Consider the following 19,536-nt stretch of genomic DNA (forward strand, 5'->3'; position numbering starts at 1 on the left):
CGCCGGATCCGGCGGGGCCACCCTAGCGAACCTCCCCCACGTTGAACTTCAGCGGCGCTAGTTCGCCTGCTCGCCCTCGCCAGCCGAGTGCTCCTCTGGCGCGGCGTCGGACTTAATGTCGATCTTCCACCCGGTGAGACGCGCGGCGAGGCGAACATTCTGCCCCTCCCTACCAATCGCCAGCGAGAGCTGGTAGTCCGGAACGACCACGCGAGCGATCTGCTGCTCTGCGTCGATCACAGTCGAGGAGACGAACTTCGAGGGCGAGAGCGCATTGCCCACGTACTGCGCCGGGTCATCGGAGTAGTCGATGATGTCGATCTTCTCGCCGCCGAGCTCACCCATGATGGCCGACACGCGCTGGCCACGCGGGCCGATGCACGCCCCCTTGGCATTGAGCCCCTTGATCGTGGCGCGGACTGCGATCTTCGTGCGGTGCCCCGCCTCGCGGGCGATGGACATGATCTCCACGGAGCCGTCGGCGACCTCCGGAACCTCGAGCTCGAACAGCCCGCGAACCAGCTCGGGGTGGGTGCGCGACAGGCTGATCTGCACGTTGCGGTCGGCGTGCTTGATGACGTCCGTGACGAAGGCCTTCACGCGGGTGCCGTGCTTGAGCACCTCGCCGGGGATGTGCTCGGCGGGCAGGATCTGGCCGTCGATGCCGTCCGCCTCGGTACCGATGTGGACCACGGTGATGCCGCGCTCGTTTGCGCGTGCGTCGCGGGTGACCACGCCAGAGACGATGGTGTGGCGGATCGACGAATATTCGTCGTAGCGCTGCTGGACTCGAGCTCCCCCGATCCGGCGGCGGATCGCCTCGCGCATCGCCAGCGCCGTGGTGCGGTCGAAGTTCTCCGGGGTCTCGTCCAACCGGCCGGTGACGTTGCCCTCCTCGTCGCGCTCCACCTGGTAGATCGCCACTGCACCAGAGGTGGGGTCAATCTGGACGTCCACCTCGCCGGTGAAGGCGCTCTGGTTGCGGTAGGCCTCCTTGAGGCCGTTGGCGATGGCGTGGATCAGCTCGTCGACCGGCACGCCCTCCTGCCGCTCGATGGCGCGCAGCGTAGCAAGATCAATATTCACTTGTACTCCTCATCGACTTCTTGTCGCTTAGGCTTCGTCACTCTTTGCGAGCTCATGGTACTCGGCCATGGTCAATCCGAGTAATTCCTGCTCGGCTGCTGGCGCGGGTGAGAATTCAACCTCGATGGTCGACCCGGCAAGCTCGGCGAGCGGGTAAATCCGCACCGGAGCCTGTGGGGTCTGCTTCCCCGCCTTCTTACCCTGGGACTTCTTCCCTGCCTTCTTCTTCGCCACGGGCAGGATCGCGACCTCGTCATTCTCGACTCCCGCGATACGCCCCTTGCCCCCTCCCGCAAGGTTGGCGAGTCGGCCAAGGTTGCGCTGGAAGTGGCGGGCGTCGCGCAGCGGGAAGTCCAGACCTGGGGTCGTCACTTCGAGGGTGTAGCTCGGCCCGAGGTCAATCTCCTGTGCCGCCTCAGCTGCATCGAACGCAGCGCCAATCAGCTGGGAAGCTTCCTCGAGCAGGTCAAGATCCGGCCGGTCGTCAGCGTCCACAGCGATCTTCACGCTGGACTTCGCCCCGGCCCGGGTAAAGGTTAATTTTTCCACATCAAGGCCACACTTCATCGCCTCGTCGGCGGCCAGTGCGCGGAGCTTTTCATCAAGAGGGGTTGCCATGCCTTGCACCCTACCCGCCAGTACGGTGCCCAGCGGAATGTGTGGCACCATAGTGGCTGTGAATCCGGACTCTCCTCAGAATCAACGCCTCCACCTCCCCGAGCGCTCTCGCGCCACCCCAGCCCTCACTCGGCGTGGCGTGCTCAAAGCGGGGGTCGCGGGGCTGGGGGTGGCTCTCGCAACAGGCCTGCTCTCGGCCTGTGGCATCGACGAGGCCTCGGAGGCGCTCAACCGCGTGCGCGGCGGCTTCGAGCCCAATGATCAGCTGCGTTCCATCGCAGCAGTGATGCGTTCGACTCTGAATCGGGCCGACGCTGAGGAAGAGGAATTCATCCGCCGCCAGATCGGGGTTCTCGAAAAGGAATTCCTGCGCCAGTGCGGCACCGACGATGAAGGCCAGCGGGACCCACAGTGCAGTTTCGAGGCCGCAGACGGTGGTGGCAGCGACGACTCCCCCACCTCCAGCAACACGTCACCCACCACCGAAAAGCCCCGGAGCGGCGGCGACAACAAGGGCAGCGATTCTGCCGCTGAGCGCAAACAGCTCTTCGCCGGAATCCAGCGCGAGCTGCTGGGCGCCATCGAAAGCCCGGAGTTGCCCAACGCGGATGCCCACGAGAAGGACTCTCAAGGCCGCACCGTGACCCGGCAAGAGTTCCAGACTCAGCTGCTGGTCGGCCTCTACGGCGCGACCGCGCCCGTCGCCGGTGCGCCGCAGCGCGAGGATATCGCCGAGCTGCTCGAGGATCCTGAGGTCGTGGGCCGCGGGAACACGAAGGCGCTCGGTGAGGATCTGAAGGACGCCCTGGACTCCGTCTACGGGGCGATCCAGGCCGCCGGGGTCGCGCTGGCGGCCGACGACGGCTCCGCACGCAAGCAACTGGCAGCCGCCGGAGATGGTGCCCGACTGGCCCGCGACGTCGTTACCGCGATGATCACACCCGCCGCAGACGACAGCGCCGAGAAGCCCGAGGACGCAGAAGGCGCTTATGAGCCCCCTGCTGGCTTCGGCGTATCGAAGGCCACCAAGGCCCCCGCGAGTGCCAAGGAGGCCCCCGCTTTCCTGCACGCCGCACTCGCCGCCCCGCTTTCCCAGCTACGCTTGCTCGCTGGCCGCGCCGAGACCGGGCCGCTGCGGGTGGCACTGGCTCAGGCGTGCGCAGCACTGAGCCGTGCCCAGGGCCAGCTGGAGTTGGCCCAGGGGCTTGGGCCCGAAGCAGTGGTCCTGCGAGGTGGGGACTAGCAACGCCCCCTTATCTCTCTGCGTAATCCACTGAGCTCACCCCCACCGGTTGCCCCACGCCTACCCCGCTGGCGTGGGGCAGGTTCTTAGGCCCGGGCTGCCTTCGTGATGACGTCGACGGCGTCCGCGTAGTCGATCTCGGAACGCTCGTCGTTCAGACGATCTCGCAGCTCGACCTTGCCCTCGGCGAAGCCGCGCCCAACGACCACGACCTGCGGCATTCCCAGCAGCTCGGAGTCCTTGAACTTCACGCCCGGGGAGACCTTCGGGCGATCGTCGAAGAGCACCTCCAGGCCCGCGTCCGACAGCGCCTCGGCGAGCTCGCGGGCAGCCTCGCCCGCGGCTTCGTCCTTGTTGGCGATGACCACGTGGACGTCGTAGGGGGCGATGCTGCGCGGCCAGCGCAGGCCCTTCTCGTCGTGCATCTGCTCGGCCACCACGGCCAGCAGTCGGGAGACGCCGATGCCGTAGGAACCCATCGTCGGGACGGTTCGGCGGCCGTTCTCGTCCAGGATCTGAACGTCGAAGGCCTCGGTGTACTTCCGGCCCAACTGGAAGATGTGGCCGATCTCGATGCCACGGGACAGGGTGAGCACGCCCTTGCCATCCGGGGAAGGGTCGCCCTCCCGAACCTCGGCGGCCTCAACATAACCATCCGGGGTGAAGTCGCGGCCCGCGACGAGGTTGGAGTAGTGACGATCCTTCTCATCCGCGCCGGTGATCCAGGCGGTGCCCTTGACCACACGGGGATCGGCGAGCACGCGCAGGTCGTTATCCGCGAACGTGCGGGGGCCAACGAAGCCCTTGACGAGGAAGGGGTACTTCTTGAAGTCCTCATCGTCAGCCAGTTCGACGACGGCCGGCTCCAGGGAGGCTTCGAGACGCTTCATGTCGACCTCGCGGTCGCCCGGCACGAGCACTCCGGTGAGCTCAGGGGCGTACGGGTTACCGTCCTCATCCTCGCCTGGGCGGGTGACCTTGCACACGATGCACTTGAGGGTGTCCTTCGCCGTCACCGGAGCCCCGTCGACAGTCAAGCCCGCCTCGTTGGCCCACTCCACGAGGGTCTCGATGGTGTCGGCTCCAGGGCTCTCGTGGCTTACTGCCTCCGGCTTATCCTCGACCGACTCCTCAGCCGGCGGAATGGAGACGACAGCTTCCACGTTGGCGGCGTAGTCGGACTCCGTGGAGCGAACGAAGGTATCCTCGCCGTCCGCAGCCACCGCCAGGAATTCCTCGGAGGCCGAACCACCCATCGCTCCAGAGGTCGCATAGCAAATGACGTACTCGATGCCGAGGGCGTCGAAGATCCGCTGGTAGGCCTTACGGTGCAGCTGGTAGGACTCGTCCAGCCCCTCGTCGGTCATGTTGAAGGAGTAGGAGTCCTTCATGACGAACTCGCGGCCGCGCAGGATGCCAGCACGCGGGCGAGCCTCATCGCGGTACTTGGTCTGGATTTGGTAGAGGACCTTCGGGAAATCCTTATAGGAGTTCAGCTCCCCCTTGACGAGCCAGGTGAACAGCTCCTCGTGGGTGGGACCGAGTAGGTAGTCCGCCTCCTTGCGGTCCTTGAGGCGGAAGAGCTCGGGACCGTATTCGTCCCAGCGCCCGGTGACCTCGTAGGGCTCCTTCGGCAGCAGCGCGGGGAACATCAGCTCCTGACCGCCGATGGCGTCCATTTCGCGCCGAACAACGTTTTCGACCTTGCGCAGGACGCGCAGACCAATGGGGAGCCAGGAGTACACACCCGGTGCAACGCGGCGGATATAGCCAGCTCGGACAAGCAGCTTGTGACTGGCGAGTTCTGCATCAGCTGGGTCGTCACGCAGCGTGTGCAGGAAGAGGGAGGACATGCGGGTAATCATGATGCTTAGCCTACAGCCCCGACCCTGCGTGGCACGCCACCGGCTAGCATGTTTTCATGCTCATCATCCTGCCTCCTTCGGAAAGCAAAACAGTGGGCGGCCAGCCCGGCCCGGTCGCCGTGGATCAGCTGGCCTTTCCCGGGTTAGCGCCAACCAGAAAACACCTGCTCAGCACCCTTGAGGAGATGGGCTGCAGTTTCCTTGCGGCCCAAGAAGCGCTGTCGAAGGACTCGGGTTCTGCAGAAGCCGCAGAAGAGCGGATTCGCTCCTTAGACAAGATGATCGGGATCCGTGCTACCCAGCACGCTGAGCACGAGTCCAACGCCGCCGTCGCTTCCTCCGAGCTGCTTCCTGCGGTGGAGCGATACACCGGGGTGGCCTACGATGCCCTCGACCCAACGGGGCAACGCACCGGCCTGCCCCTCCCCGCGGACGCGCGTGCAAGGCTGGCGATCGGCTCCGCGCTCTTCGGGGTGATCGCCGCCGACGACTTGATCCCCCGCTATCGACTCTCCGCCGGCTCCAAGGTGCTCGTGGACGGTCAGCCCCGCACCCTGCGCTCCCAGTGGACGAAGCCGGCCGAGGGCAACCGCATCGGCGAGGAGCTCGCCCGGTGGCGGGAGGATCGCGCCGCCGACACGGATGGCGCTGGCGGCGGGATCATTGACCTGCGCTCCGGTGGTTACCGGGACCTCGGGAAAATTCCGGGTGCGGTGAGCTTGCGAGTGGAATCCGAGTACCCGGACGGCAGCCGCAAGGTCGTCAGCCACTTCAACAAGCACTACAAGGGGCTAGTTGCCCGGGAGCTGGCGTTGGCCGGTGGACACCTGCCCGCTGACCCGCAGGGAACCGGCGAGCTGGCGGAGGCTTTCGCCCACCGCATCGGTGACGTGGAGGCGTTCGTCGAGGCGAATTTCCGCACAGAGGTGCGTAACCCCGGCGAGGTCACGCTCATCGTTCCGGCCGAATAGGCTTAAAAGCCCCTCCCCTCTTATCTCTGTTAGAACGCCGCCGCCAAGCCCTTGATCCGGCGCTCGCTGACCCGGCCGACCACAATGATCGCCGGTGGCTTGATTCCTGCCGCGTCGATCGTTTCCCCAAGGGTCCCGAGAGTGGTTTCCGTGATCCGCTCGCCGTCGATGGAGGCCGACTCGATGATCGTCACCGCCTGCTCGCGAGCGCGTCCCTTGGCGATGAGCTCAGCCGCGATTGCCCCTGCGTTCTTCACGGCCATGATCAGCACCAACGTGCCGGTCAGCCCAGCCAGCGCCTCCCAGTTCACGAGCGACTTCTCGTGGCCCGGGGGCACGTGCCCGGAGACGATCGTGATGTCGTGAACCCAGCCGCGGTGGGTCAGAGATACGCCGGCCAGCGCTGGCGCGGAGGTCGCGCTCGTCACCCCGGGGATGACGGATACCGGCACCCCGGCGGCCGCACATGCTTCGGCTTCTTCTAGTCCCCGGCCGAAGATGAAGGGATCCCCTCCCTTCAAGCGCACCACCTTCTTGCCCTGTTGAGCAGCCTCGATGAGCATCTCGTTGGTTTTCTCCTGGGCTACCTGCTTGCCATAGGGGATCTTGGACACGTCCACGAGTTCCACCCCGCGCTCGGCTGCCTCCTCGGCGAGACTAAAGGGACCCAGGTGGTCGGCGAAGATGATGTCGGCTCCCTCGATGGCTCGCTTCCCTGCGACGGTGATCAACCCCTCGCCACCGGGGCCACCGCCCACCAGCGTCACGGTCCCCGCGCCAGGGCATTCCCCGCCCCTGTCCCCCGCATTCTGCGCTTCCTCGGTTCCGCCCCCAAGGTTATTGACCGGCACGCCGTGCTGCTCAGCTGCTGCGATCAGTTCCGTGGCACCCGGGGTCTGGCCCGGGAGCACGACGAGGGCGGTGGCAGCCCAGTCAATCTCCGACGCCGCCCCGGCAGGGCTGGTGGTGACGATGGCTCCTGCGTCACGGCAGCGCTGGGCGACGAGCTCGGCGTCGGGGCTGCCGGCCGGGACAAGGACGTGGACGTTGCGCAGGGAAATACTCATAAGCACAGCATAGTAGACCGAGCGGTCTAGATTCTCAAGCCCCCACCAACAGCGAAAAACCGCCCGCCCCGAGGGCAATCCTCTCGGGCGGGCGGCCTGCGGGCAGCGGAAGCTACTTAGCCAGCTTCAGCGCCTTCTGGGAGCGGTCCCACTGCTCCTGGAACAGGGCCTCGTTCTTCACCAGGCGCTGGCCGTAGGACGGGATCATCTCGCGCAGCTTCGGAGCCCACTCAGCCATGTGGCCGCCGAAGCAGCGCTCCAGCACCTCGAGCATGGCAGCCGGGGCGATGGAAGCGCCCGGGGAGGCACCCATCAGGCCGGCGATGCTGCCGTCGTTGGAGTTGATCAGGGTCGTACCGAACTCCAGGGAACCGAACTTCGGGGCGCCGATCGGCTTGATGACCTGGACACGCTGGCCAGCGATGACCAGCTCCCAGTCCTCATCCTTAGCCTCCGGCATGTACTCGCGCAGGGACTCCATCTTCGCGGTCTGGTCCTTCAGCAGCTCCTCGACCAGGTACTTGGTCAGGCCGAACTCCTGCAGGCCAACACCGATCATGGACGGCAGATTGCCCGGACGCAGGGACTTGAACAGGTCCAGGAAGGAACCGGACTTCAGGAACTTCGGGGTCCAGCCGGCGTATGGGCCGAAGAGCAGGCCCTTCTTGCCGTCGATCACGCGGGTGTCGAGGTGTGGCACGGACATCGGCGGGGCGCCGACGGAGGCCTTACCGTAGACCTTCGCGGCGTGCTTCTCGATGAGCTCCTCGTTGGTGCAGCGCAGCCACTGGCCGGAGACCGGGAAGCCACCGTAGCCCTTGATCTCCGGGATGCCGGCCTTCTGCAGCAGCGGCAGTGCCATGCCGCCGGCGCCGATGAAGACGAAGTTGGCGGTGACGACGGAGGTGTCGCCGGTGTGGCGGTTCTTGACGGAGACCTTCCACTTCGCGCCGTCGCGCTTGAGGTTGACGACCTCGCTGCCGTAACGCACCTCGACGCCCTCAGCGGTCAGGGCGTCGACGTACTGGCGGGTCAGCGCACCGTAGTTGATGTCGGTGCCCTCCTCGAACCAGGAAATCGCGGTCGGGGTGTTGAAGTCGCGGCCCTCCGCCATCAGCGGCAGGAACTCACGGAACTTCGTCTCCGAGTCCGAGAACTTCATGTTCGGGAACAGCGGGTTATCCTTCAGGGCCTCGTAGCGGGCCTTCAGGTAGTCCACCTGATCCATGCCCTGAGCGAAGGAGACGTGAGGAACCCGGTTGATCCACTCAGACGGCTCGCCCAGGATGTCGTTCTCCACGAGGTGGGACCAGAACTGGCGGGAGACCTGGAACTTCTCGTTGACACCGACGGCCTTGGAGACGTCGATCTTGCCGTTGACCTCCGGCGTGTAGTTCAGCTCGCACAGCGCGGAGTGGCCGGTGCCTGCGTTGTTCCACGGGTCAGAAGACTCGGCGGCCGGGGTGTCCAGGCGCTCGAGAATCAGCTGGCTCCATTCCGGCTGGAGCTGCTTCAGCATCACAGACAGGGTGGTGGAGATGACGCCGGCGCCAACCAGCAGGACGTCGACGGTATCGTTTTGAGAACTGTTCGTTGCCACGGTTTCCTCAATCCTTCACGGAAGAAAGCTTTGTCACGCTTCTTCAACCATACGCCTGTGCCTTTTCGATCCATATTCAGGCCTGCCCTTATACCCCTGAAAAAGTTGAATATGATCGATCCCGATGAATGATTCCACAGCTATGAATAACGCCCCGGCCCACGGTGGCAACACGTCTTCCCGGCAGCTGGACGATGTCCTCACCGATCCGCGAGGCGCCAGCGTCGCAGAACTGACCTTCGGGCCGGACCTTCTGGGCCCGGATTTCGGGGTCCACTACGTCGAGATGGGCGACGATCCTGACGGCGAGACCCCGGTGCGTTTCGCCCTCGTCCGCTACTTCCCCGCCGAGGCTAGCGGGTCGACAGCCGCCACTGCGGTCTCCGACCCGACCCGTAATTTCTACGCGCGTCCCGCCCTACTTTTCGTCCACGGAATGACGGATTACTTCTTCCAGGACCACGTGGCCCGCTTCTTCCACGAGGCCGGCTACGCGGTCTACGCCATCGACATGCGCAAGTGCGGCAGAGCGTGGCGGGAAGGCCAGACCTGGCACCACGTAACCAGCCAGGCCATCTATGACGAGGACCTCTCCATCGCGCTGGGGCTCATCGGTACTGCCCACCCGACCGTCGTTGCGGTGGGTCACTCCACCGGCGGGCTGGACGTCACCACCTGGGCCGGCCGGCTCAACGCTGCTACTCAGCGCGATCCTTCCAGCGCGGAGGCCGGGCTGCACGGCATGCTCGGCGCCGTTGTCGGCAACTCCCCCTGGTATGGCATCCAGTTCGACGGCCTCGTGGGCTTCGTGATCAAGCGGGTCTTCCCGCAGCTCGCCAAGGTCGCCCCGCACATGCCCCTGCCGGAGGGCATCAACCCTTCCTATGGGCACTCACTTCACGCCGATTACGCGGGCGAATGGGACTACGACCTTGAGCTCAAGCCCATTGAGCCCCGCAAGAAGTACGTCAGCTGGATGGCCGGTGTGGTCCGCCAGATCGCCGACCTCCAGGCGGGCCATTGTGACACCGGCCTGCCGACCCTGGTGCTCACCAGCGACGGCCACTACTTCGGGCGCGGGCTCACGGACGCGACCTACGTCAATGACCCGATCCTCAAGCCGGAGCAGATGTGGCAGACCGCGCCGAAGGTCTCCCCTCATGCACACATCGAGGTCATCGCAGACGCCACCCACGATGTCTTCCTTTCCCGCCCCGCGGTGCGCCGTCGCGCCCTGAATGCGACTGCAGACTGGCTGGCAGCCCAGGGCATCGCCGGCAACTAGCTGGCCACAAACCGGCCTCGTGGCCGCCGCCTGTTTTTCGCGCCTAGGCTGGCAGGCATGAAGAACATGAATGCCGAGCAGAACACCGCACCGGGAGAGATCCAGGACTTCGACATCATCATCGTTGGCACCGGGTCGGGGAACACGATCCCGGCTCCGATCAACGATGAGAAGACCATCGCCATCGTCGAAAAGGGTGTCTTCGGTGGCACCTGCATCAACGTCGGCTGCATCCCGACGAAGATGTTCGTCCACACCGCGGATGTGGCGCGCTCCTTCCGCGTCGCCGACAAGCTCAGTCTGACTGGCTCGCTGGAGCACGTGGACTGGAAGGGCATCCAGCAACGCGTCTTCGGTGACCGCATCGATCCCATCGCCGAGGGCGGTGCGGCCTACCGCGCCGGGGACGAGACCCCGAATATCACCCTCTTCCACGGGGAAGCGGCGTCCTTCGTCGCGCCCCGGACGCTGCAGATCGGCGACGGCTCCGACGCGCCCGTCATCCGGGGCAAGGACGTGGTGCTGGCCACCGGCACCCGCCCGTGGATTCACCCCGTCCTCGCCGACTCCGGCGTGCGCTACCGCACCAACGAGGACATCATGCGCCTGGATACCCAGCCCGAGTCGCTGATCATCCTGGGCGGTGGCATCGTCGCGGTCGAGTTCGCCGCGATTTTCGACGCCCTGGGCACCAAGGTCACGGTCGTCAACCGCAGCGAGCGTCTCCTGCGCAAGCTGGACGCCGAGATCTCCGAGGCTTTCACTAAGCAGGCCCGCGAGCAGTGGGATACCCACCTCGGGGTGGAACCGCGCTCGGCGCGCGAGACCGACAACGGGCAGGTGGAGCTCACCCTCGACGACGGCACGGTGCTTCTCGCCGACGAGATCCTCGCCGCCCAGGGGCGCATCAGCAACGCGGACACGCTGGCACTCGAGGCCGCTGGCGTCGAAAAGAAGGAGAATGGGAAGATCAAGGTCGACGAATTCGGCCGCACCACGGCCGAGGGGGTATGGGCGCTGGGCGATGCCTCCAACGACTTCGATCTCAAGCACGTCGCGAACCAGGAGGCGAAGGTCATCCAACACAACCTCGCCCACCCCGAGGACCTGCGCGCCAACGACTACCACGCCGTCCCCAGTGGCGTGTTCACCCACCCGCAGATCGCGGTGGTGGGGATGACCGAGGAGGAAGCCAAGGACACGGGCCGGGAGCTGACGGTGAAGGTGCAGCGCTACGCGGATGTGGCCTACGGCTGGGCGATGGAGGACACCACCGGCTTCTGCAAGGTGATCGCCGACCGCAAGACTGGCGAAATCCTGGGCGCGCACATCATGGGGCCGGAGGCTAGCACGCTGATTCAGAGTGTCGTCACTGCGATGGCCTTCGGCATCGATGCCCGCCGCTTCGCCACCGAGCAGTACTGGCCGCACCCTGCGCTGACCGAGCTGGTGGAAAATGCCCTGCTCGGCCTGGAATTCGACTAGCCCCCTAACCCCGGCTCTCGCCCCTGCCTCGCGCTGCTGTCACGCCGAGCTAGTCCGGGAACCTGGGGCTGGAGGCCCCGGGGGGCTGGTGTGTGAGTTACTCCTCGCTCGGCAGGGTGAGGACCTCGTAGCCCTCCTCGGTGACGACGAGGGTGTGCTCGAACTGGGCGGTCCACTGCCGGTCGCTGGTCTGGACGGTCCAGTCGTCATCCCAGATCTCGTAGTCCAGCCCACCCAGGTTGATCATCGGCTCGATGGTCAGGGTCATGCCCGGCTCCAGCAGCGTCTGGTTGCTCGGGTTGTCGTAGTGCAGGACGATCAGGCCATTGTGGAAGGTGGGGCCCACGCCGTGGCCGGTGAAATCGCGGACCACGTTGTAGCCGAAGCGCTTAGCGTAGGACTCGATCACGCGGCCAATGACGTTGATCTCACGGCCGGGCTTGACGGCCTTGATGCCGCGCCACATAGCGGCCTCGGTGCGCTCGACGAGGAGGCGGTGCTCTTCGCTGACGTCCCCGGCGAGGAAGGTCGCGTTCGTGTCCCCGTGCACGCCGTTCTTGTAGGCGGTGACGTCGATGTTGACGATGTCCCCGTCCTCGATCACCGTCGTATCGGGGATGCCGTGGCAGATGATCTCGTTGAGGCTCACGCAGGTGGACTTCGGGAAGTCCCGGTATCCCAGGGTGGAGGGGTAGGCGCCGTGGTCGCACATGTACTCGTGTGCCACGCGGTCGACCTCGTCGGTGGTCACGCCCGGGCGGACGGCCTTGCCGGCCTCCTGGAGCGCGTCAGCGGCGATGCGGGAGGCTTCGCGCATCTTCTCGATGGTCTCTGGATCCTGGATCCAGGCCTCGCCGATGTTTTCCTGGACCTCGGCCTTCCACGCGTATTCCGGCCGCTCGATGTGGGCGGGCACGGTGCGGATCGGGGTTGGCTTACCTGGGGAAAGTGGTGCTCTCGTCATAGTGCCCGATGGTACTCCCCGGGCAGCGGCACAGTTCCTTAGCCCTCAGCGGCCGGGGTCAGCTGGTCCTCGCGCGGGGCCGCTGGGGCGTCCAGGTGCTTGAAGAACTCCCCGGTCACCGCGGTGGCGTGCTCACTGCCGCCGCCGCGGACGATGAGGGTCGCGAAGGCGAGGTCGCCGCGGTAGCCGGTGAACCAGGCGTGCGAGCCGTCGTTGATCTCCGCCTCACCGGTCTTGCCGCGGACGTCGCCGTAACGGTCGAGCCCGGCCGCGGTGCCGTTGGTCACCACGTCCTGCATCATGGCCTGCAGTTCGGCGACCCTCTTCTTGTCGAGCGCCGGGGGTGCTGCCGGGGATTTCTTGCCCTTATCGGCGCCCTTCGGCTGGGTGCCCGGCTTCGGCTTGTGAGAGGTAATGAGGTACGGGGTCGGCATCTTCCCCGCCGCCGCGGTGGCCGAGACCAGCGCCATGCCGAAGGGGCTGACCAGGTCGTGGCCCTGGCCGTAGCCGGCCTCGGTGCGGTCCAGCATGACCTCGCCGGTGGGAACCGATCCGGTGAAGGTATCCAGACCCGGAATCTTGAAGTCCACGCCCAGGCCGAACTGCGCGCTCGTGGCCTTCAACTCGCCGGGCTTGAGCTTGGTGGAGATGTCCGCAAACGTCGTGTTGCAGGAGCGGGCGAAGGCCTGGCGAAGCGGCCCGTCGCCGAACCCCGAGCCGTTGTAGTTCGTTACGATGCGCCCGCCGATGTCCTGGGTGCCGGGGCAGCCCACGATCGAATCAGGCGTGAGGTTCTGCTTCTCCAGGCCGGCGTAGGCGGTGATGATCTTGAACGTCGAGCCCGGCGGGTACTGGCCCTGCAGCGCGAGGTCGCCGTGCTCATCGGCCTTCGCTGTCTGTGCTACCGCGAGCACCTCGCCCGTCGACGGCCGCATGACGACCATCATCGTCTGGCTATCCGCTCGGGTGTCTACGGCTCGCTGGGCGGCGTCCTGCACCTTCTTGGAGAGGCTGACCTGCACCGACGGGGCTTCCTTCGCCTCGTGCTTCTCCAGCTCCGTGACCTCGTTGCCCTCGGCGGTGGAGACGATGACCTTCCACCCGTCGGTGCCCTGCAACTCGTCTTCGACGACCGTATTCACGCGGCTCAAGATGTCCGGCGCGAAGTTTGGGTCCGGGCGGACCAGCGCGGATTCATCGTTGAGGCGGACCCCCGGCACGTCCCGCAGCGCACCACGCAGCCGCTGCCCCAGCTTGTCCTCCACCATGGCGACCGAATAGTCGCCGTCGACCTTCTTGGCCTCCGCCGCGACCTTCTCCGCGTCGATGGCCGGCGCGTTCTCCCCACCCAGGGCGCTAACCTCAGCTGCGATGCGCTCGGCGGCTGCCCGGGCATCGCCGGCCTTGTCCGCGTTGAGGAAAATGCGCCACTTCTTCCCCGGCTTCATCAACACGGCACCGTCGGAGCCGACCACGCTCGCGGTCTCGGCCGCCACGGTGCGCAGCTCCAGGTGCTGATTAGCCCCCAGGCGCGGGTGCAGAACCGTGGGCTGCCAGCGGACCACCCAGTCCCCCTTGGACTTGGTGAGCGTCATCTGGGAGTCGTAGGCGAAACGGCGCTCACCCGGCAGCTGCCAATCCATGCGGTAGCTGGCGGTCGCGACGTTGTCCTGGGTGCGCACGTCCTTGAGCTGCGCGTCGAGCCCCTCGGCCTGCAGCTTGGTCCAGGTGTTGTCGATCTCCTTGGCCGCGGTATCCGACTTGTCCGTGATGGTCTCCGGCTCATTGCGTTCGGCCAGCCGTTCCAGGAACTCCGCCGCGGCGTCATCCGCCACATCCGGGCGCGGGGTGCACCCAGTGGCGGCCACGGTGACCCCCAGGGCGCACAGGAAGGCGAGGAAAATCCGACTCATAACCGTGTACGTTAGCACCGCATTTGCGCTGTTCATCGGCATGACACAGCCGAATTTTCACCCTGCTTAAGCGTGGAGTGGTGCCCACGGGGCCGCTAGGCGATGATCCTCGCTGGGCCTTGCTAGGCGATGATCCCCCGCTGGCGGGCCACAGCCACCGCCGAGGTGCGGTTATTGGCACCCAGCTTGCGGAAAACGTGCGAGAGGTGGCTCTTCACGGTGGCCTCGGTGAGGACGAGCTGACGGGCAATGTCTCGGTTGGATTTTCCCTCGCCGACCAGGGCCAGCACCTCGAGTTCCCGTGGGGTCAGCGCTTCGGTCGGGTTCGTCATCTGGCCCATGAGTTTTCCCATGATCTCCGGGGCCATGACGGATTCGCCACGGGCGGCACGTCGAATCCCGTCCAACACCTCGGACGGCGGGGCATCCTTGAGCAGGTAACCGACCGCACCAGCGGACACCGCACCGACGACGTCCTGGTCGGTGGAGTAGTTCGTGACCACGAGGACCTGGGGGCCGTCGGGAATCGCGCGGATCGCCTGGGTGGCGCGCACCCCACCCGCAAGCTCGGCGCCAGCCGGCCCCTCCCCGAAACGCAGATCCATGAGCACCACGTCGATCTCCTGCTCGGTCCCCTGGAGTTCCCGGACCTGAACCACGGCCTCGTCCGGGTCGGCGATCGAGGCGACGACGTCGATGCCCGCAGCGTCCTCGGCGGTTTCGATGAGTGCCTGCAGCCCCACGCGGACGACGGGGTGGTCATCCACGATCATGATGTTCAGCCCACCCTGGGCTCCCCGAGCTGGGGTCTGTGCTGCGTGGTTCACAGTGTCTCACCTTCCCGGCGCGGGTGCGACCCGGCGCCATCGACCCGATCGTATCCGGTCGTGGGCACCGTGATCGAGATGCCGGTTCCCTCCCCGGGGGCGGACTCGATGGTCATCTCGCCGCCGAGGGCCTGGACGCGACGGTAGACGCCTGAGAGGCCGAGGCTGCCGCCGGTAGCTCCGCGGTCGATGGCGTCACTGGGGTCAAAGCCCGCGCCATTGTCGACGACGTCGAGGATGACGTCCCCCGGGTGGAAGGTCAGCGAGAGTTTGGCGCGGTCGGCCCTAGCGTGGCGAACCACGTTGGATACGAGTGACTGGGCGCACCGCAGCAGCCCTTCCTCCACCTCGTCGGGCAACGGGCGGGGCGCGCCGTCCGTCTCGAAGCTCAGCTTCTCCCCGAGCGGGGTGGAGCTGGCTAGCCGTGCCAGGGCCACGGGCAGCGCTGCCCCCTCTAGTGGGGCGGGCTGCAGGGCGGCAATGATGCGGCGGGTCTCGGCGAGGTTCTCGGAGGCGGTGGTTTTAGCTAGCCGCACCTGGGTAAGCATCCGTTGGTGCACCGCCTCGATCTCCGGCTGTTCTGCGGGGTGCTGGGCGGCGGGCCGCTTTCCACCGCTATCGGGCGTTCCCCCGGCCACGCTTACCCCTGTCTCGCCTACCCCAGCCGGGCTGGCTCCCTCCAGCTGGGACTCCACGGCGGTGAGCAGCATGTGGATACTGGATAGCCCCTGGGCCACGGTGTCGTGGATGTCGCCGGCCAGCCGCATCCGCTCATCGGCCTCACCCGCCTTGCGGGAGCTGGCTAGGGCCTCTTCGCGGGCCGCGACCAGGGCATCGAGGGCGCGTGCCTTGGCGGTGGCCTCCCGGTGCAGCAGCTGGAAACCGACCCCCAGGGTCCAGGCGACCGCGGCCCCAATGGTCGGTCCGGTCACCGCGCCGATGTTCCAGCCGATGTGGCCCACCAGCATCGTCACGACCCCGAGCGTGAGCGCGGCGACCACCGCCGCGGAGATCCTCGGGCTAAACACGTACACGGCGAGGAAGAACATCGGGAAGACCACGAATGCGCCCTCCAGCTGCCCGACGGACATCACCGCCCACGCCCCCACCAGCAGGGCGAACCAGGTGGGCGCGCCCACCCAGCGGGTGACGAGTCGTTGGCTGCAGTAGATCACCCAGAACACCCCCAGCCCGACCCAGGTCATCGGGTGGGTGGCCCGCCAGGCCACGAGAATGAGCAGGCCGATCATCAACACCTGCAGGCCCAACCACAAGCCGTGGGAGAGCTTGTCGAGGGTCGCAGGCTGCGAGCTGACTGGGTGGGTGCGTGGGTCTTCCTTCACGCCTCCACCCTAACCCCCATGGCCTGGGGCTTTGGGGTGACTCATCCTTTCGTATGAGTCAAAGTCCACCCCCACAGCCGATGTTTTCCTCTCCCCGCCCGGCGAGCATAGAAGTATGTTCCAAGGTCTTAAAGAGCTCCGTTCCGCCCCCAGCCGCACTGCGCTGATCACCCTGACGGTTGCCATGATCACCGTGATGGTGACCTTCCTGGCTTCCCTCGCCGCAGGTTTGAAGTATCAGTCGGTGTCCGCGCTCCAGGACCGTCTGAGCGACGATCAGGTGCTGGTGCTCGAGGACTCCGGCACCGCGTCGCTATCCTCCTCCCGCCTCAGCGAGTCCCAGATCGACACGCTGCGCGAAGACTACGGCGCCTCCCTGCTCGTCGTCGCCCGGGAGCGCGTGGACTCCACCCCTGTGTCCGTGTTCAGCTCCCCTGATATCCCGCACGGTGTTGCGCAGGTTCCATCCGAGTTTGAGGACGACGCCCTCGCCGCGACCTCCGGAACGCCCGGCACCATCACGCTGGGCGGCAGCGATTTCCAGGTCGAGCGCCCCGACCGGGACCTCTACTTCGACCACCAGCCGGTGATCTTCGTGTCTGACGCCGATGCTGGGAGCCTGCGCACCAATTCCCTGGCAGCCGTCGTGGACGCCGAGGCGATCGATTCCGCGGGCGGGGCACCCGAGGGAACGGTGGCGCTGAGCGGCGATGACCGGTGGAATGCCTCGGCCTCCTATACCGGTGAGCAGCTCTCGCTGAACCTCATGATCAATCTGCTGTACGTGATTTCCGCCCTCGTGCTTGGCGCCTTCTTCATGGTGTGGACGATCCAGCGCCTGCGGGGCGTGGCGATCTCCTCGGCTTTGGGCGCCTCCCGTCGGGTGTTGATCACTGACTCGCTGGGCCAGGCCGTGGTCGTCCTCGCCGTGGGCATCCTGGGCGGGCTCGCGGTCACTGGCGGTGTCGGCATCGCCCTGGCCGACCCCCTGCCGATCGACCTCACCGCGTCCACGATGCTCCAGCCCGCCGGCATCCTGCTGCTCGCAGGCCTGGCAGGTTCCGCGCTCTCGCTGCACCCCGTGTTGAAGGTCTCCCCACGCGAGGCAATGGCCGCAGCCTAGGCATCTTTCTGGCGAGATAGTGCCACCACCCCGCTGGCGCACGATTCCCCTCCACTGACTTCCCCGACGTACACCCCGACAACGCCTTCCAAGGAGAAAACCATGACCACCGCAACCTCGCACAGCACCCAGGCCCTGCAGCAGAAGCGCAATGCACGCTCCGGTTCCGGGCTCACGATGGATGCCATCACCCTGGAGGTCAACGATGGCGCGCAGACTCGCCGCGTTCTGGATGAGGTCTCCCTACACATCGCCCCCGGCGAGCTGGTGGGTATCACCGGCCCGTCTGGTTCCGGTAAGTCCACCCTGCTGTCCGTGGCTGGCTGCCTCCAGGAGCCAACGAGCGGTGAGGCCGTGTTGACGGCGGCCGAGCCCGCCGAGGCGAGGACGCTCACCGGGCACTCCGCCCGCGAGGCTGCGCGCATCCGTCGCAGCCACATCGGCATCGTCTTCCAGCAGCCGAATCTCTTGCCCTCCCTGCGGGTCAAGGATCAGCTCATGGCGATGCTGCACTTGGGCTCCCCGTGGCCACTGCAGCGCAAGGCCAAGCAGGCTGCTTCCCAGCGTGCCGACGAGCTGCTGGATGCTGTGGGCCTGGGTGGCCTGCAGCAGCGCAAGGTCGGCGAACTCTCCGGTGGGCAGCAGGCCCGGGTCAACCTCGCCCGCGCGCTCATGAACTCCCCACAGCTCCTGCTCGTCGACGAGCCCACCGCGGCACTGGATACGACCACGGCGACCCAGGTCACCGAGCTGATTCGACAGATGGCTCGGGAGTCCAACGCGGCCACCCTGTATGTCTCCCACGACCAAGATCAGCTGGCTACCCTGGACCGAGTGGTGACCCTCGTGGACGGCAAGATCACCGAGAGCCGCTAAACCTGGATAAGGCTTCGGCCCCGCCCTGCGTACGCAGGACGGGGCCGATCGTCGTCATCAAGGAAAAGAACCCTAGCGGGTGACCTTCACCTCGGCGGAAGCCCCTTCCACGGCCTCCATGCCCTGCTCCTCGGCGATGCGGTGCGCCTCCTCGATGAGGGTCTCGACAATCTGGTCCTCGGGCACGGTCTTGATGACCTCACCCTTGACGAAGATCTGCCCCTTGCCGTTGCCGGACGCCACGCCAAGGTCGGCGTCCCGAGCCTCGCCTGGGCCGTTGACCACGCAGCCCATGACAGCCACGCGCAGCGGGAACTCCATGCCCTCCAGGCCGGCGGTGACCTCCTCGGCCAGGGTGTAGACATCCACCTGGGCGCGACCACAAGACGGGCAGGAAACAATCTCCAGCTTGCGGGGGCGCAGGTTCAGCGACTGCAGAATCTGGTCGCCGACCTTAATCTCCTCCACCGGGTCCGCAGACAGGGACACGCGGATCGTGTCGCCGATGCCCTGGGAGAGCAGCGCGCCGAAGGCCACGGAGGACTTGATGGTGCCCTGGAAAGCCGGGCCCGCCTCGGTCACGCCGAGGTGCAGCGGGTAGTCCGTCTTCGCCGCCAGCTGGCGGTAGGCCTCCACCATCACGACCGGGTCGGAGTGCTTCACGGAGATCGCGATATCCCCGAAGCCGTGCTCCTCGAACAGGCCGGCCTCCCAGATGGCGGACTCCACCAGCGCCTCCGGGGTGGCCTTGCCGTACTTTTCGAGCAGGCGCTTATCGAGGGAGCCGCCGTTGACACCGATGCGGATCGGAACGCCCGCGTCCCCGGCGGCCTGGGCGACCTCCTTGACGCGGCCGTCGAACTCCTTGATATTGCCCGGGTTCACACGCACCGCAGCACAGCCGGCCTCGATGGCCTGGAAGATGTAACGCGGCTGGAAGTGAATGTCAGCGATCACCGGGATCGGGGACTTCTTGGCGATGATCGGCAGGGCCTCGGCGTCGCGAGGCTTCGGGCAGGCCACGCGGACGATGTCGCAGCCCGACGCAGTCAGCTGGGCGATCTGCTGCAGCGTGGCGTTGACGTCGTGCGTCTTCGTGGTCGTCATCGACTGCACCGAGATCGGGTGCTCGCTGCCGACTCCCACGTCGCCGACCATCAGCTGGCGGGTCTTCCGGCGCGGCGCGAGCGTGGGTGGAGGTCCATCTGGGATTCCCAGAGAAATGCCGGACATGAAGGTCTCTAGCCCCTTTCGAAGAAAATAGAGTGCT

The 19,536-nt window shown here is 66.3% G+C and carries 16 protein-coding genes; 6 read left to right on the forward strand and 10 right to left on the reverse strand.

What is annotated here, in order from left to right:
* Nucleotides 1-57: 57 nt before the first annotated feature.
* Nucleotides 58-1,086 (reverse strand): transcription termination factor NusA, encoded by a 1,029-nt coding sequence (nusA, locus tag QP997_RS01310; RefSeq protein WP_284845956.1) that lies wholly within the window; start codon nucleotides 1,084-1,086, stop codon nucleotides 58-60.
* Between the two features lie 27 nt (nucleotides 1,087-1,113).
* A complete protein-coding gene (gene rimP / locus QP997_RS01315; protein WP_284780304.1) occupies nucleotides 1,114-1,704 on the reverse strand; it encodes a ribosome maturation factor RimP in 591 nt (196 codons plus the stop codon).
* A 169-nt stretch (nucleotides 1,705-1,873) separates the two neighbouring features.
* Between rimP and QP997_RS01320 the strand changes: the two genes are divergently transcribed.
* On the forward strand, nucleotides 1,874-2,947 hold the full coding sequence (locus tag QP997_RS01320) for a hypothetical protein (RefSeq protein ID WP_284845957.1): 1,074 nt from the start codon (nucleotides 1,874-1,876) through the stop codon (nucleotides 2,945-2,947).
* Between the two features lie 86 nt (nucleotides 2,948-3,033).
* Here QP997_RS01320 and QP997_RS01325 read toward each other — a convergent pair whose 3' ends face one another.
* A complete protein-coding gene (locus QP997_RS01325; RefSeq protein WP_284845958.1) occupies nucleotides 3,034-4,812 on the reverse strand; it encodes a proline--tRNA ligase in 1,779 nt (592 codons plus the stop codon).
* A gap of 56 nt (nucleotides 4,813-4,868) precedes the next feature.
* Here QP997_RS01325 and QP997_RS01330 point away from each other — a divergent pair, with 56 nt between their 5' ends.
* The gene (locus tag QP997_RS01330; RefSeq protein WP_284845959.1) at nucleotides 4,869-5,783 is read left to right on the forward strand and encodes a YaaA family protein; all 915 of its coding nucleotides are present in this window, start codon (nucleotides 4,869-4,871) and stop codon (nucleotides 5,781-5,783) included.
* A gap of 29 nt (nucleotides 5,784-5,812) precedes the next feature.
* Here the strand turns inward: QP997_RS01330 and cobA are convergent, their stop codons facing one another.
* Together cobA and mqo are read right to left on the reverse strand one after the other, a co-directional pair.
* Nucleotides 5,813-6,850 carry a uroporphyrinogen-III C-methyltransferase gene (cobA, locus tag QP997_RS01335; RefSeq protein ID WP_284845960.1) on the reverse strand — a complete coding sequence of 346 codons (1,038 nt, stop codon included), beginning with the start codon at nucleotides 6,848-6,850 and terminating at the stop codon, nucleotides 5,813-5,815.
* 112 nt (nucleotides 6,851-6,962) lie between these two features.
* The gene (gene mqo / locus QP997_RS01340) at nucleotides 6,963-8,450 is read right to left on the reverse strand and encodes a malate dehydrogenase (quinone) (protein ID WP_284845961.1); all 1,488 of its coding nucleotides are present in this window, start codon (nucleotides 8,448-8,450) and stop codon (nucleotides 6,963-6,965) included.
* A 124-nt stretch (nucleotides 8,451-8,574) separates the two neighbouring features.
* Between mqo and QP997_RS01345 the strand changes: the two genes are divergently transcribed.
* Nucleotides 8,575-9,735, forward strand: coding sequence for an alpha/beta hydrolase (locus tag QP997_RS01345; protein ID WP_284845962.1), 1,161 nt, complete (start codon nucleotides 8,575-8,577; stop codon nucleotides 9,733-9,735).
* A 57-nt stretch (nucleotides 9,736-9,792) separates the two neighbouring features.
* The gene (mtr, locus tag QP997_RS01350) at nucleotides 9,793-11,220 is read left to right on the forward strand and encodes a mycothione reductase (RefSeq protein ID WP_284845963.1); all 1,428 of its coding nucleotides are present in this window, start codon (nucleotides 9,793-9,795) and stop codon (nucleotides 11,218-11,220) included.
* 97 nt (nucleotides 11,221-11,317) lie between these two features.
* Here mtr and map read toward each other — a convergent pair whose 3' ends face one another.
* The 4 genes from map to QP997_RS01370 all read right to left on the reverse strand — a co-directional run bounded on the left by map (nucleotide 11,318) and on the right by QP997_RS01370 (nucleotide 16,267).
* A complete protein-coding gene (map, locus tag QP997_RS01355) occupies nucleotides 11,318-12,184 on the reverse strand; it encodes a type I methionyl aminopeptidase (protein WP_284757637.1) in 867 nt (288 codons plus the stop codon).
* A 38-nt stretch (nucleotides 12,185-12,222) separates the two neighbouring features.
* Nucleotides 12,223-14,139 (reverse strand): penicillin-binding transpeptidase domain-containing protein, encoded by a 1,917-nt coding sequence (locus QP997_RS01360; RefSeq protein ID WP_502870417.1) that lies wholly within the window; start codon nucleotides 14,137-14,139, stop codon nucleotides 12,223-12,225.
* 80 nt (nucleotides 14,140-14,219) lie between these two features.
* On the reverse strand, nucleotides 14,220-14,870 hold the full coding sequence (locus tag QP997_RS01365) for a LuxR C-terminal-related transcriptional regulator (protein WP_187441081.1): 651 nt from the start codon (nucleotides 14,868-14,870) through the stop codon (nucleotides 14,220-14,222).
* A 50-nt stretch (nucleotides 14,871-14,920) separates the two neighbouring features.
* Nucleotides 14,921-16,267, reverse strand: coding sequence for a sensor histidine kinase (locus QP997_RS01370; RefSeq protein WP_284845965.1), 1,347 nt, complete (start codon nucleotides 16,265-16,267; stop codon nucleotides 14,921-14,923).
* A gap of 115 nt (nucleotides 16,268-16,382) precedes the next feature.
* On the opposite strand from QP997_RS01370, the gene QP997_RS01375 reads away from it, so the two are divergent.
* A complete protein-coding gene (locus QP997_RS01375; RefSeq protein WP_284845966.1) occupies nucleotides 16,383-17,390 on the forward strand; it encodes an ABC transporter permease family protein in 1,008 nt (335 codons plus the stop codon).
* A gap of 102 nt (nucleotides 17,391-17,492) precedes the next feature.
* Nucleotides 17,493-18,266 carry an ABC transporter ATP-binding protein gene (locus QP997_RS01380; RefSeq protein ID WP_284845967.1) on the forward strand — a complete coding sequence of 258 codons (774 nt, stop codon included), beginning with the start codon at nucleotides 17,493-17,495 and terminating at the stop codon, nucleotides 18,264-18,266.
* 72 nt (nucleotides 18,267-18,338) lie between these two features.
* Here QP997_RS01380 and ispG read toward each other — a convergent pair whose 3' ends face one another.
* On the reverse strand, nucleotides 18,339-19,499 hold the full coding sequence (gene ispG / locus QP997_RS01385) for a flavodoxin-dependent (E)-4-hydroxy-3-methylbut-2-enyl-diphosphate synthase (protein WP_148811635.1): 1,161 nt from the start codon (nucleotides 19,497-19,499) through the stop codon (nucleotides 18,339-18,341).
* Between the last annotated feature and the right edge of the window lie 37 nt (nucleotides 19,500-19,536).

The organism is Corynebacterium sp. MSK039 (assembly GCF_030232315.1).
Classification (GTDB): Bacteria; Actinomycetota; Actinomycetes; order Mycobacteriales; family Mycobacteriaceae; genus Corynebacterium.